At 61.9% G+C, this 13,458-nt stretch carries 13 protein-coding genes; 5 read left to right on the forward strand and 8 right to left on the reverse strand.

What is annotated here, in order from left to right; translation table 11 throughout:
* Nucleotides 1-30: 30 nt before the first annotated feature.
* The 3 genes from glnL to add all read left to right on the forward strand — a co-directional run bounded on the left by glnL (nucleotide 31) and on the right by add (nucleotide 3,657).
* The gene (gene glnL / locus L972_RS14180; RefSeq protein ID WP_005356202.1) at nucleotides 31-1,086 is read left to right on the forward strand and encodes a nitrogen regulation protein NR(II); all 1,056 of its coding nucleotides are present in this window, start codon (nucleotides 31-33) and stop codon (nucleotides 1,084-1,086) included.
* A 9-nt stretch (nucleotides 1,087-1,095) separates the two neighbouring features.
* Entirely contained in the window at nucleotides 1,096-2,514 is a 1,419-nt protein-coding gene (glnG, locus tag L972_RS14185; RefSeq protein WP_005339666.1) for a nitrogen regulation protein NR(I), read from the forward strand.
* A 141-nt stretch (nucleotides 2,515-2,655) separates the two neighbouring features.
* Entirely contained in the window at nucleotides 2,656-3,657 is a 1,002-nt protein-coding gene (gene add, locus L972_RS14190; RefSeq protein ID WP_047439014.1) for an adenosine deaminase, read from the forward strand.
* A gap of 150 nt (nucleotides 3,658-3,807) precedes the next feature.
* Here the strand turns inward: add and rmuC are convergent, their stop codons facing one another.
* Together rmuC and L972_RS14200 are read right to left on the reverse strand one after the other, a co-directional pair.
* Nucleotides 3,808-5,148 (reverse strand): DNA recombination protein RmuC, encoded by a 1,341-nt coding sequence (rmuC, locus tag L972_RS14195; RefSeq protein WP_052200067.1) that lies wholly within the window; start codon nucleotides 5,146-5,148, stop codon nucleotides 3,808-3,810.
* The gene (locus L972_RS14200) at nucleotides 5,145-5,360 is read right to left on the reverse strand and encodes a hypothetical protein (protein ID WP_021231493.1); all 216 of its coding nucleotides are present in this window, start codon (nucleotides 5,358-5,360) and stop codon (nucleotides 5,145-5,147) included. Before L972_RS14200 ends, rmuC begins: the two co-directional genes overlap by 4 nt.
* 140 nt (nucleotides 5,361-5,500) lie before the next feature.
* On the opposite strand from L972_RS14200, the gene L972_RS14205 reads away from it, so the two are divergent.
* The gene (locus tag L972_RS14205) at nucleotides 5,501-6,022 is read left to right on the forward strand and encodes a ferredoxin-type protein NapF (RefSeq protein ID WP_005339657.1); all 522 of its coding nucleotides are present in this window, start codon (nucleotides 5,501-5,503) and stop codon (nucleotides 6,020-6,022) included.
* A 72-nt stretch (nucleotides 6,023-6,094) separates the two neighbouring features.
* On the opposite strand, the gene L972_RS14210 is transcribed toward L972_RS14205, so the two are convergent.
* From L972_RS14210 to L972_RS14235, 6 genes are all read right to left on the reverse strand, one after another.
* Nucleotides 6,095-6,547: an Rrf2 family transcriptional regulator gene (locus L972_RS14210; protein WP_005339654.1), complete on the reverse strand. Its 453-nt coding sequence runs from the start codon at nucleotides 6,545-6,547 to the stop codon at nucleotides 6,095-6,097.
* Between the two features lie 345 nt (nucleotides 6,548-6,892).
* On the reverse strand, nucleotides 6,893-7,732 hold the full coding sequence (locus tag L972_RS14215; RefSeq protein WP_047439016.1) for a PfkB family carbohydrate kinase: 840 nt from the start codon (nucleotides 7,730-7,732) through the stop codon (nucleotides 6,893-6,895).
* Between the two features lie 106 nt (nucleotides 7,733-7,838).
* A complete protein-coding gene (locus L972_RS14220; RefSeq protein WP_005356189.1) occupies nucleotides 7,839-8,810 on the reverse strand; it encodes a LysR substrate-binding domain-containing protein in 972 nt (323 codons plus the stop codon).
* 183 nt (nucleotides 8,811-8,993) lie between these two features.
* Nucleotides 8,994-9,722: a glutamine amidotransferase-related protein gene (locus L972_RS14225; protein WP_047439018.1), complete on the reverse strand. Its 729-nt coding sequence runs from the start codon at nucleotides 9,720-9,722 to the stop codon at nucleotides 8,994-8,996.
* Nucleotides 9,723-9,805: 83 nt separating this feature from the next.
* A complete protein-coding gene (locus tag L972_RS14230) occupies nucleotides 9,806-11,302 on the reverse strand; it encodes a CoA-acylating methylmalonate-semialdehyde dehydrogenase (RefSeq protein WP_047439021.1) in 1,497 nt (498 codons plus the stop codon).
* Nucleotides 11,303-11,384: 82 nt separating this feature from the next.
* Nucleotides 11,385-12,716 (reverse strand): aspartate aminotransferase family protein, encoded by a 1,332-nt coding sequence (locus L972_RS14235; RefSeq protein WP_047439025.1) that lies wholly within the window; start codon nucleotides 12,714-12,716, stop codon nucleotides 11,385-11,387.
* Between the two features lie 186 nt (nucleotides 12,717-12,902).
* Between L972_RS14235 and L972_RS14240 the strand changes: the two genes are divergently transcribed.
* Nucleotides 12,903-13,445: a cupin domain-containing protein gene (locus tag L972_RS14240; RefSeq protein WP_047439032.1), complete on the forward strand. Its 543-nt coding sequence runs from the start codon at nucleotides 12,903-12,905 to the stop codon at nucleotides 13,443-13,445.
* Nucleotides 13,446-13,458 lie beyond the last annotated feature (13 nt).

A 13,458-nucleotide genomic window follows, 5' to 3' on the forward strand; every position in this document is an offset into this window, starting at 1 on the left:
GGTGTGTAGCACCGTTTTAGGGAGAAACCTGTGCCAACCCGCTCGGACAACGCCAAAACACTCTTGGATAATTTGCTGACCGCCGTGATCCTGATGGATGAGCGGCTCTGCATCCAATTCGTCAACCCGGCGGCTGAACAGCTGCTCTCCCTCAGTGAACGCAGGCTGATCGGCATCGAACTGCCCCATCTGCTGGAACATATCTCCCTCGATTTGCAGCGGCTCAAGCAGTGCCTCGTGTCAGGGCAAGGCTTTACCGATAGCGAAGTTACTCTGGTGGTGGAAGGAGAACCGCGACTGGTGGAGCTGAGCGCCACCCCGATGGCCGACCACGAACAGCGTCTACTGGTGGTGGAGCTGCGCAAGATCGACCAGCAGAAGAAGATCAGTCAGGAGCAGCAGCAACATGCCCAGCAGCTGGCGGCCAAGGAGCTGGTGCGCGGGCTGGCCCACGAAATCAAGAATCCCCTCGGCGGCCTGCGCGGCGCGGCCCAGCTGCTGCAAAAGGAGCTGCCGGACCCGGCGCTGCGCGAATATACCGGCATCATCATCGAACAGGCTGACAGGCTGCGGGTACTGGTCGATCGGCTGCTCGGCCCCCAGCGCCCCGGCCGTCACCAGATGCACAATGTCCATTCGGTGCTGGAGCAGGTACGCCGACTGGTGGAGCTCGAACTCCCTCCCTCTGTTCGCATCGAGCGGGATTACGACCCCAGCATCCCCGAATTCGAGATGGAGCCGGATCAGCTGCAGCAGGCGTTTCTCAACATAGTGCGCAACGCCGCCGAAGCACTGGGGGATCAGACCGGGCTTATCCGTATCAAGACCCGCACCGCGTTCCAGATCACCATCCACGGCCAGCGTTACCGGCTGGCAGCGGAGATCAAGATCATCGACAACGGCCCCGGCATTCCCGATGCCATTCGCGACACCCTGTTCTATCCCATGATCACCGGCAAGGAGGGGGGAACCGGGCTCGGCCTCTCCATCGCCCAGAACCTGATCGACCAGCACAAGGGACGGATTGACTGCATCAGCTGGCCGGGTCACACCGAATTCACCATTTTTCTACCGCTTCGCAAGTAAGGGAACCCCATGACCGCCAAAGTGTGGATCGTCGATGACGACAGTTCTATCCGCTGGGTGCTGGAGCGCACTCTCGGCAGCGAAGGCTTCAACTGCGAGAGCTTTGCCGATGGCGAGGCCCTGCTGCACGCCCTTGAGCTGCGCTCGCCTGATGTGATCCTCTCCGATATCCGGATGCCCGGCATCGATGGTTTGAGCCTGCTAGAGCAGATCCACCGCCGTCAGGCCGATCTGCCCATCATCATCATGACCGCCCACTCGGATCTCGACAGCGCGGTCAACGCCTACCAGCGCGGCGCCTTCGAGTACCTGCCCAAACCGTTCGACATCGACGAAGCCGTGACCCTGGTGCGCCGCGCCGAGAATCACCTCAAGGAGCAGCGGACCAAGCGGAAGTCTCGCCAGCAAGAAGCCACCGCCACTCCCGAAATCATCGGTGAAGCACCAGCGATGCAGGAGGTGTTCCGTGCCATCGGCCGTCTCTCGCGTTCCAGCATATCTGTGTTGATCAACGGTCAGAGCGGTACCGGCAAGGAGCTGGTCGCCCACGCCCTGCACAAGCACAGCCCGCGCGCCCACAAGAACTTTATCGCCCTCAACATGGCGGCTATCCCGAAAGATCTCATCGAATCCGAGCTGTTCGGTCACGAGAAGGGGGCTTTCACCGGCGCCAACAATATCCGCCACGGCCGCTTCGAGCAGGCCGACGGCGGCACCCTGTTTCTCGACGAGATCGGCGACATGCCGCTTGATGTGCAAACCCGGCTGCTGCGTGTCTTGGCCGATGGCCAGTTCTATCGAGTCGGCGGCCATCAGCCGGTGCAGGTGGATGTGCGGATCATCGCCGCCACCCACCAGAATCTGGAAAAGCGGGTGGCCGATGGCGAGTTTCGCGAGGATCTGTTTCACCGCCTCAACGTCATTCGCATCCATATTCCTGCCCTCAAGGAGCGCCGTGAGGATATCCCCCAGCTGGCCCGTCACTTCCTGCTGCGCGCAGCCAAAGAGCTGAACGTCGAGGCCAAGAGCCTGCACCCCGATACCCAGGCCTATATCAGTCGCCTGCCCTGGCCGGGCAACGTGCGCCAGCTGGAGAACGTCTGCCGCTGGCTCACCGTGATGGCCTCGGGGCAAGAAGTGCTGGTCGGCGACCTGCCTGCCGAGCTGCTCACCCCCATCACCCACAACGCCGAACCGGGCCAACCGGCGTTGCCCGGTTGCTGGCAGCAACAGTTGCAAGAGTGGGTGGCCAGCAAGTTGGCGCTGGGAGAGACAGACATCCTGGCAGATGCCATGCCTCAGTTCGAACGGATCATGCTGGAAACGGCGCTGGAACACACCCACGGCCACAAGCAGGAGGCGGCGCGCCTGCTCGGTTGGGGTCGCAACACCCTGACCCGCAAGCTGAAGGAACTCGATCTCTCCTGAGTCCCGGGGAAAAACGATTCCCATCACGCCCTGACAAATCACCGCCCGCCAGAACCCCGTTTAACCATAAACGGGGTATCTTTTTTGAAAGCCCCGCCTAGAATGGCAGGCTTTCAAACCTGACTCGACGAGGGCGCCCCCATGATTGACAGATCTCTCCCCCTGACCGACCTGCACCGCCATCTGGACGGCAACATCCGCCCGCAAACCATCCTCGAGCTGGGTCGCCAACACAATATCCAGCTGCCCGCATTCGAACTGGAAGCGCTGCGCCCCCACGTACAGATCGTCGAGAACGAGCCGAGTCTGGTCGCCTTCCTGAAGAAGCTGGATTGGGGCGTGGCCGTGCTGGCCGACTATGACGCCTGCCGCCGGGTCGCCTACGAGAACGTGGAAGATCTGCTGCGCGCCGGTATCGACTATGCCGAGCTGCGCTTCAGCCCGGCCTATATGGCGATGACCCACAAGCTGCACCCGCAGGGCGTGGTGGAAGCCATCATCGATGGCGTGGCCGCTGGCAGCCGCGATTTCGGTATCAAGACCAACCTGATCGGCATCATGAGCCGCACCTTCGGCACCGAGCAGTGCAATCAGGAGCTGGCCGCCTGCCTGGTCCACCGCGACAAGCTGGTCGCCATCGATCTGGCCGGTGACGAGCTGGGCTTCCCGGGGGAACTCTTTGTCGACCACTTCCGCAAGGTGCGCGATGCAGGCATGCGCGTCACAGTACACGCCGGTGAAGCCGCTGGCCCCGAGAGCATGTGGCAAGCAATTCGCGAGCTGGGCGCCGAGCGTATCGGCCACGGCGTCAAAGCGATTCAGGATCCGGCCCTGATGGCCTATCTGGCCGAGCACCGCATCGGCATCGAATCCTGCCTCACCTCCAATGTCCAGACCACCACGGTAGCGAGCCTGACCGAGCACCCGATCCGCCAGTTCCTGGCTGCCGGTGTGCTGGCCTGCCTCAACACCGATGACCCGGCGGTGGAAGGCATCGATCTGCCCCACGAATATGAAGTGGCCGCCCCAGCCGCCGGCATGACCGCGAGCGAAATCCGCACCGCCCAGCAGAATGGCCTGACCCTGGCCTTCCTGAGCGATAGCGAGAAAGCCGAACTGAGCGCCCGCGCCGCCAGCCGCTGATCCACACCGGCACTGCAAATAAAAACGGCCCACTTCGGTGGGCCGTTTGCTTTGCGGATTTCTGATGATGGGTCAGCACTAGGCCAGCTGGCAGATAGCAAAAGGCCCAAACCGGGTTTGGGCCTTGGCTGATGACGGTGCAGGTAAAAACTACTCCTGCTCCTTGTCACGCTCCAGTGCCCGCTCCACCAGCGGCTCTGGCAGGCTCTTGGTCACCTCCACCCCCAGCTCGCGGAAACGCTCGACCTGCGCAATCAGGTTGCCACGGCCGTTGACCAGCCGTCCCATCGCCTTGTCGTAGCTCTCCTGCGCCTTGTGCAGGCTGCCGCCCATCTGCTGCATCTCCTCGACAAACAGCCGCAGCTTTTCGTAGAGACGACCGGCCCGCTCGGCAATCTGGCGGGCATTCTGGTTCTGCCGCTCGTAGCGCCACAGATTCTCGATGGTGCGCAGCGCCACCATCAGGTTGGTGGGGCTCACCAGCAGGATGTTGTTGTCGAGACCGTAACGCACCAGCGAGGGATCGGCCTCCATCGCGGTGAGGAAGGCGGGCTCCACCGCCACGAACATCAGCACATAGTCGAGGGTGCGCACCCCGGGCAACTGCTGGTAATCCTTGCGGCCCAGCTCGCGGATATGGTTACGCACCGAGGCGACGTGCTCCTTGAGCGCCACCGCCTTCTCCAGCTCGTCATCGGCGTTGTACCAGCGTTCGTAGGCGGTCAGCGACACCTTGGCGTCGATGATGATGTCTTTTTCCTGCGGCAGGTGGACGATGACATCGGGCTGGTAGCGCTTGCCCTTCTCCACCTCGATATTGACCTGGGTGTGGTACTCGTGGCCCTCGCGCAGACCGCACTCGCTGAGGATCCGCGCCAGTACCACTTCCCCCCAGTTGCCCTGCTGCTTGCTGTCGCCCTTGAGGGCGCGAGTCAGCGCCGCCGCCTCTTCGGTCATGCGGGCATTGAGCTCGGCAAGGCGCTCCAGCTCGAACTTGAGGCTGTGGCGCTGAGCCGTCTCTTGGGCGTGGGTCTCCCCCACCTGACGACGAAAGCCCTCGAGCTGCTCTTTGAGCGGGGTGAGCAGCAGATCGAGGCTATTCTGGTTCAATTCGCGGAAGTTGCCGGAGTTTTGCTCGAAGATCCGGTTGGCGAGATTCTCGAACTGCTGGCTGAGGCGCTGCTCCGCCTCCTGTTGCAGTTGCAGCTTCTCGGCGGCGGCCAACCGTTCGCTGCGCAGGGTCGCTTCCGCATCCTTGAGGCGGGCGGTGAGCTTGATCAGCAGGGTCTGCTGCTGATCCAGCTTCTGCTGCCCCTGCATCCGCTCATCCTGCAACTCGTCGAAGCGATCCTGGAGCGCCTGATAACGCTCCTGCGCCAGCAGCAGCTCCTGAGCTTGCGCCGTGGCAGCCCGCCGCCCGATCAACCAGCCAAGCCCGAGAGCCAGTGCGGCGGCAGGCAGCAAGATCCCCCAAAACCCGGGGTCGATCATTTGCGGCTCCGCTGGCGCAGGAAGAGTTCGAGATAGCGGTTAACCAGGATCCAGATCACCACGTAGATGAGGTAGGCGGCCAGCACCACCCACTTGTGGGTGTTGACGCCGGTATCGAGCTCGGCAAACTCGATATCCTTGATGCGGCAGTAGGCCCACATCAGCAGGGGAAAGACATAGAGCAGGGACGCACGCCAGAGAAATAGCCACATATGATTTCATTCAACCACGTAAAAAGACCCGCCTAGCTTACACAAGGGCAACTGCGCTTGCGATCCTGACGGCCGCTATTCTCTGGCCTGCTTCCCGAAACTTCGATAAAATTAACCCCTAATAGGTATCAGGGGCGAGCATGACTCACTATTTCCTCCGTTGGCTGACACAAGGTTGGCAAGCTTCCCGCAAGCCCGCTGTGGTTTGCCATGAAGCGCGCCCGCCATGGGCCATCGAGGAGTCCCAGTACCTCTCCCTCTGCACCCGTTGTGGCGAGTGTTTCAAGGCCTGCCCGCGCGGTCTGCTCAAACCGGCCACCCAGGAGGAGTACGAGGGGAGCCCCATCGCCGGTACCCCGGTACTCGATCTCGCCTGCGGCCAGTGCAGCTACTGCGGCAGCTGCGCCAGAGCCTGTCCCACCGGCGCCCTCGACCTGCAACTGGGCCGGCAGGTGCAGACCCGGGTGCAGATTGAAGAGAGCTGTCAGGCACGGCAGGGCTTCTACTGCCTGCTCTGTGAAGATGCCTGCCCACAACAGGCGATCAAGGCCACGGCCGACGGCATCAACGTCAATATGGATGCCTGCAATGGCTGCGGTGCCTGCGGCCTCGCCTGCCTGCACGGCGCCATCACCCTGATCCGCCAGCCAGGCAGTCGCTAAAAACCACCTGCGTACAAAAGCAAAAGGGGCCATCAGGCCCCTTTCACATCTTGTTCAATATTCCGCGCCCCGTCAGGCCATGGTCACAATAGTCTCTTGCTCGATACCCAGCAGGTGGCAGAGACGGTTGGGATCGCGCACCGCATCAGCCAGAGTGTACTCACCCAGTACTTCGAGGAAGGCGTTCATGGCGCGGCGCAGAATGCCCTGAATGCGGCAACCGCCGGAGAGACGGCAGTTTTCTCGCTTGCAGTCGACCGGACAGAGCACATGCTCCATGTCCATCACCACATCCCGCAGGTTAATGGAGACCGCCGATCGACCGAGGCGGATACCGCCATGTTTGCCGCGTACCGTCTCGATGTACCCCTTGATGCCAAGCTGGTGCACAATTTTGACCACGTGGTTGCGAGAGATGCCGAAGGTATCGGCCACTTCAGTAATGGTCGACAGACGATCCCCCGGCTGAACCGCCAGGAAGGTCAGGGTACGCAGGGCGTAGTCGGTAAATCGTGTCAGTTGCATGGTCGCACTTGCCTCTTACTACAAGCCAGGAATCAGGACGACAACATTGAGCTAAGAGGCAGGAGACAACCGGTTTGCCTCTGTTTGCCCATTGGTTCGCCAGAGGGGGGCCTGTCTCTTAATCTGAGTTGCGGAGTGACAGGTTAAGAGCAGCACAACCGGGTGTCGATGAAGATGCACATAAATCGACACTTTCTTTGATTGATCGCAAACTTGCCGGGTTAGCCCGGCGTTTGCCCGCTTTATGGCGGGTAAATCTCCCGAATAGTCCCCTTCGCCAAGCCCCTTCGACCAGCAGCCATATGGCCCGCAAACCGACCCTCAATCGACCGTCAAAGAGGTGGTTCAGTGGGGTTGTTTCAGCCAGTTTTTCAGCGCAACCGAGGGGATGGAGCTCTCGGAGGCGACGGCAAACGCCCCCCAGTCCACCGCGCACTGCAACGCATCCTTGATGGCCATGCCCCGTGCCAGACCATGGATCAAGCCGCCAGCGAAAGCATCCCCTGCCCCCGTGGTATCAACCACTGAAACCGGCCGGGCGGCGACCCTGATCTGCTCCTCGCCATGGATGGCCACTGCGCCCGCCTTGCCTTCGGTCAACACCAGCCATTCGAGCTGCTCCCCCGCCAGCTGGCGGGCATGTTGCCAAGGGTCGCTCACATCGCCGAGATCGGAGCGGGAGGCCACCAGCACATGACAGGGGCGGCGCGCTTGGCCGCCCTTGGGATACTGGGCTACTACGAAGCTCTTGCCGAGCATCTGGCGCATGTAGCTGATGATGGCGGTGCCGGGATAGTTCACATAGAGGCAATCCACCCCCTCCAGCGGCAGATCGCCGGGCAGGTCGGGACGCCGCGGGCGGCGCAGTATGGTGCGCTCGCCAGTGGAGTCCACCAGGATCAGCAGCTCGCCGGTCTCGCCGCCAAAGCGCTCCACATGGCTGCAATCCAGCCCGTAACCGGCCGCCTGCTCCAGCAGCCAGTCGCCGGTCTCGTCCAGCCCGATACGGGAAGCAATGGTCACCTCGTGGCCCGCCCACACCAGCCCGATGCCGGTGTTGGCCGCGCCGCCTCCCAGCCTGCGCCCCTGATCCACATATTGCAGCCGGGCCCCCGCCACCAGCGGTTCGGAGAGGGAGAGCACATGATCACAGTTGAGATTGGCAAGCAGCAGAATGCGGGACATAGAGACCTCGGACGATGGAGATAGCCCAAAAGAGACAGGCTGAACCCCGAGTAGAGCCCAGCCTGACAGAAGAGACAACCGGCAGCGATCGGGAATCCGATCGGGATCAATAGATGGGCAGCTCCACCCCGGCCAGCAGCTCGTCGATACGCGCCTGACTCGGCTGCTGCATCACACTCTGGATCACCTCCTTGGTGAGATGGGGCGAGAAGGAGCTGATGAAGTCATACATGTAGTTCTGAAGCAGGATGCTCTTGCTGAAACAGATCTGCGCCGGACAGGGCTTGAACAGGTGCTCCAGATTGATGGAGACCAGCCCGGGGCTGTCGGTGTCGTTGGCCACCAGCGAGGAGATGATGCCGATGCCAAAGCCCAGCTCCACGTAGCGCTTGATCACTCCGGCATCCATCACCGTCATGTAGTAGCTCGGGGTGAGACCGGCGGCATGGAACACCTCGTCCTGCACCTGACGGCCAGTGGCGCCACTCTCGTAGCTGAGGATCGGGTAGTGGCAGAGCTGCTCCAGGGTCGGCTTCTTCACCTTGGCCAGCGGGTGATCCTGCGGCACCACCAGCGAGAGAGTCCAGAGGTAGGCGGGCAGCGCGATCAGCTCCTTGTCGAAGCCAATCTCGTGGGCAACGATGGAGAAATCGGAGTAGCCCTTGCTGATCTGCTCCTTGCTCGCCGACATCACCGGATGGAGGTGGAACGAGATCTTGGGGTACTTCTTGGTGAAGTAGGTGACCGACTTGGGCAGCAGATAGCGGGCGATGGTGTGGGTGGTGTGAATATTGAGGGTGCCCACGGTCGGATCCAGATACTCGCGGGAGATCGCCTTGATCTTGCTCTCGATGTTGAGCATCGCCTCGGCACACTTGATGATCTCCTCCCCCACCGGGGTGATGCGGTGCAAATGCTTGCCACGACGCTCGAAGATCCGCACTCCCAGCTCGCTCTCCAGCAGGCCAATCTGTTTGCTGACCCCGGGCTGACTGGTGAAGAGCGCATCGGAAGCCACGGACACATTGAGGTTGTGGTCCCGGATCGCGATCAAATACTTCAATTGCTGTAGTTTCAAGGCGTCACACTCTCACACTGGTTTGGCTCAGACAGCTTTGGCTCAGGCCGGGACGGCAATCAAGCCAGACAAACTGGCCGCCACATGGGCGGCCAGTGTACCATCCGATCCCGACATCTCAGCGCTTGATCCTTCATTTTGCTACAAAATCTAGCATCCGAAGGGGTGGCTGACAAACCGGGCTCAGGCCGCGCCAACCCGCAGCGGCAGGATCCCCAGAAACTGCAGCAGCCACTGCATCATGGTCGCCGAATCCACCTCCCCCTCCAGCGAGGAGAGACTGCTCTGGTAGCGCTCGTCGGGCAACAGGCCGCGGCGCCGCTCGATCAGCGCCCGGTTGTACTCCACCGAAAATTCCGGATGTCCCTGAATGGCCACTATGTTGTTCCCCTGCAGAAACATGAAGTTGGGACAAAAATCGTTGCCCGCCAGTCGGGTCGCCCCCGGCGGCAGCAGGGCCACCTGATCCTGATGACTGGCCAGAATGCGGATCTGATCCCGCGCTGGCGCCATCCAGGGCTCATCTGCCAGCATGGGATGCACCGACACTCCCAGCCCCCATCCCTTGGTGGACTTCACCACCTCGCCGCCCAGCGCCTGGGCGATCACCTGATGACCGAAGCAGACACCGGCCAGCTTGACGTCGGCATCGTGCGCCTGGCGGATCCATGCCCGCAGTGCCTGAATCCAGGGGATATCACTGTAAGCATCGTGGCGCGAGCCTGTGATAAGCCAGGCATCGCACTCGTGCAGATCCTCCGGCAGCTCCCCATCGAGAGCCGACCAGACCCGAAATTCCAGTTCGGGGGCCAGGGCCGCAAAGCCCCTGATAAACATCTCGGAGTAAACAGGGCCAAAACGATCAGCCAGATCGGGATCGAGCCGGTCACAATCGAGAATTCCCAATCGCATCTGTTGTTCCTTTACAGAGTTCGCCCCCGCCAATCATCGACCGGCGGGGGCAAGAGGTTAGGCCATGAGCACGCGCCAGCGCGTCACTTCATGGTCGGCATGGAGAACTCGGCACCACTGCGCAGGCTCTGGGGCCAGCGCGCCGTCACCGTCTTCATCCGGGTATAAAAGCGAACCCCGTCCGGCCCGTGCATGTTGAGCGGCCCGAAGATGGAGCGCTTCCAGCCGCCAAAGCTGTGAAACGCCATCGGCACCGGAATGGGAACGTTCACCCCTACCATACCGACCTGCACCCGCGCCGTGAAGTCCCGCGCGGTGTCGCCGTCACAGGTAAAGATGGCGGAGCCGTTGCCGTACTCGTGCTCGTTGATGAGGCGCAGCGCCGTCTCGTAGTCAGGCACCCGCACGATGGAGAGCACAGGGCCAAAGATCTCCCCGCGGTAGATGCGCATCTCGGGGGTCACCTCGTCAAACAGGCAGCCACCGATGAAGTAACCCTCGTCGTGGCTCAGCGTGCGGCCATCGACCCGCAGCACAGCCCCCTCGGCCACCCCCTGATCCACGTAGCCGCGCACCTTGGCCAGATGCTCCTTGCTGATGAGCGGCCCCATTTCGTTCTCCGGGCTCTGGCCCAGCCCCGGGCCCACCCGCAGTTTTTCCACCAGCGGCGTCAGCTTGGCCACCAGCGCATCGGCTGTCTCGTCCCCCACCACCACGGCCACCGAAATAGCCATACAGCGCTCGCCCGCCGCCCCATAAGCAGCCCCCATCAGGGCGGAGACCGCCTGATCGAGGTCCGCATCCGGCATCACCACCATGTGATTCTTGGCGCCGCCCAACGCCTGCACCCGTTTGCCGTGGGCAGAGGCGGTGGCATAGATGTACTGGGCGATGGGGGTGGAGCCGACAAACGACACGGCACCTACTCGCGGGTCGGTCAGCAGCACATCCACCACCTCCTTGTCACCGTTCACCACGTTGAGCACGCCGTCAGGCAGACCGGCCTCCTTGAGCAGCTCGGCCATCCGCAACGAGAGGGAGGGATCCTTCTCGGAGGGTTTGAGAATAAAGGTGTTGCCGCAGGCGATGGCGACCGGGAACATCCAGAGCGGCACCATGGCCGGGAAGTTGAACGGGGTGATACCGGCGCAAACCCCCACCGGCTGCATCATGGAGTAGCTGTCTACCCCACGGCCGACGTTGAGGGAGTGCTCCCCCTTGAGCAGATGGGGAATGCCGCAGGCAAACTCCACCACCTCCAGCCCGCGGGTCAGCTCACCCTGCGCATCGGAGAAGACCTTGCCGTGTTCGCGGCTGATGAGCTGGGCCAGCTCGTCTCTGTGCTGCTCCATCAACTCCTTGAAGCGGAAAAAGACCCGGGCCCGCACCAGCGGCGGGGTTTGCGACCAGTCGGCAAAGGCGCGCTCGGCGATGGCGATCGCCTCCTGACACTCGGCGGCACTCGACAGCCCCACGCTCCCCTGCTGCTTGCCGCAGGCGGGATTGAAGATGGCACCCTGGCGCTCGCTGCGACTCTCCTGCGGCTGGCCGTTGATGAAGTTGCTGACCCTGTATGTCATGTATCCTCCGTGATAACTGATGTGGTAAATGCGCTGAGCAAATCAACGCAAGGCCCCGCAGTGCGGGGCCATCAAATATGGGTTAGGGTTGTGCCTGCAGGGCATCCTGCAGCAGGGTGAAGAGATCGTCGATCTGGCTGCGCTCGATGATAAGGGGTGGCGACAGGGCGATGATGTCGCCGGTCACCCGGATCAGAGCCCCCTTCTCGAAGCAGCGCACAAACACCTCATAGGCGCGCTTGCCCGGCGCATCCGGCATCGATTCCAGCTCGATACCCGCCACCAGCCCGTAGTTGCGCACATCCTTCACATGCTTGCAGCCCTTCAGCGAATGGGCCGCCTCCTCCCAGTAGCCCGCCAGATCGGTGGCACGGCTGAGCAGGTTCTCGTTACGATAGATCTCGAGGGTCGCGAGCCCCGCAGCAGCAGCCACCGGATGACCGGAGTAGGTGTAGCCGTGGAACAGCTCGATAGCCCCCTTGCCTGCCGCCATCATGTCGTCATAAATGTGCTTCTGCACCAGCACCGCGCCCATGGGGATAGCGCCGTTGGTGAGCCCCTTGGCGCAAGTGATCATGTCGGGGATGACATCGAACTCCTGTGCGGCGAAGGGGGAGCCGAGGCGACCGAAACCGGTGATCACCTCGTCAAAAATCAGCAGGATGCCGTGCTTGGTGCAAATCTCCCGCAGCCGCTTGAGGTAGCCTTTGGGGGGCATCAGCACGCCGGTACTGCCAGCGATGGGCTCGACGATCACCGCCGCGATATTGCTGGCATCGTGCAGGAAGACGATCTTCTCCAGCTCGTCGGCCAGCGCCACATCCTCCTCGGGCAGCCCTTTGGTGAAGGCATTTTTGGCGATATTGAGGGTATGCGGCAGATGATCAACCCCGGTCAGCAGGGAGCCGAACCACTTGCGGTTGCCGGGGATCCCCCCCACCGAGATGCCGCCAAAGCCGACCCCGTGATAGCCACGCTCGCGGCCAATCAGCCGGGTGCGGGTGCCCTGACCGCGAGCCCGCTGCCAGGCCAGCGCGATTTTGAGCGCGGTATCGACCGACTCGGAACCCGAGTTGGTGTAGAAGACGTGGCCAAACCCCTTGGGAGCGATCTCCACCAGCCGGTTGGCCAGCTCAAACGGCAGGGGGTGGCCCATCTGGAATGTTGGCGCGAAATCGAGATGGGAAATCTGCTGAGAGACCGCCTCGGCGATCTCGCGCCGACCATGGCCCGCGTTGCAACACCAGAGTCCAGCCGTGCCATCCAGTATCTTGCGACCATCCTCTGAGTGATAATACATCCCCTCTGCCGACTTCAGGATACGCGGCGCCGCCTTGAACTGCTGGTTGGCGGTGAACGGCATCCAGAAGGCGGACATGTCGGAGGGCGTATTGATGTCGCTGATCGGTTTCATGGTCACCTCATCCTTAAGGTGTTTAGCAACTGTCGGCCAATGCCTATTAAATTAAACACCTGAATCCATAAAAAAGGGCCCGTTATCGCCCTGTCTGGTGCCACCCCTAGCTAGACGCATCAGCAGGGTGGTATAAGATATTTAACACAATTTTAATAATAGTAAACAGTCAAGGAGTGTCTATAGATGGATATCGGTCACCGCCTCAAGGCGGTTCGCACCAAGGCGGCCCTCTCCCAGCGCGAGCTGGCCAAGCGCTCCGGTGTGACCAACGGATTTATCTCCCAGATCGAGAAAAATCAGGTGAGCCCCTCTGTCGCCTCCCTGCGCAAGGTGCTGGAAGGCATCCCCATGTCGCTGGCCAGCTTCTTCACCGAAGAGACTGAAATGGGCACCGAAGTGATCTTCCGCGCCGCCGATATGCCGGATCTCGGCACGTATCCCATCAGCTACCGGCTGGTCGGGCACAGCCGCGCCAACCGCGCCATCGGCATGTTGCAGGAGGTGCTGCCACCGGGCGCCGACACCGGCGACGACATGCTGAGCCACGAGGGTGAAGAGTGCGGCATCGTCATCAAGGGCGAAGTTGAAGTGACCGTGGGCGAGCAGATCTACCTGCTGGGCGCCGGGGATGGCTACTACTTCGACAGCCGCACCCCCCACCGTTTTCGCAATAGTGGCGAACAGGAGTGCGTGCTGATCTCGGCCAACACCCCCGCCAGTTTCTGACATTCAAACGCGC

It is taken from the genome of Aeromonas sp. ZOR0001, from assembly GCF_000801015.1.
In the GTDB taxonomy this organism is placed as follows: Bacteria; Pseudomonadota; Gammaproteobacteria; order Enterobacterales; family Aeromonadaceae; genus Aeromonas; species Aeromonas veronii.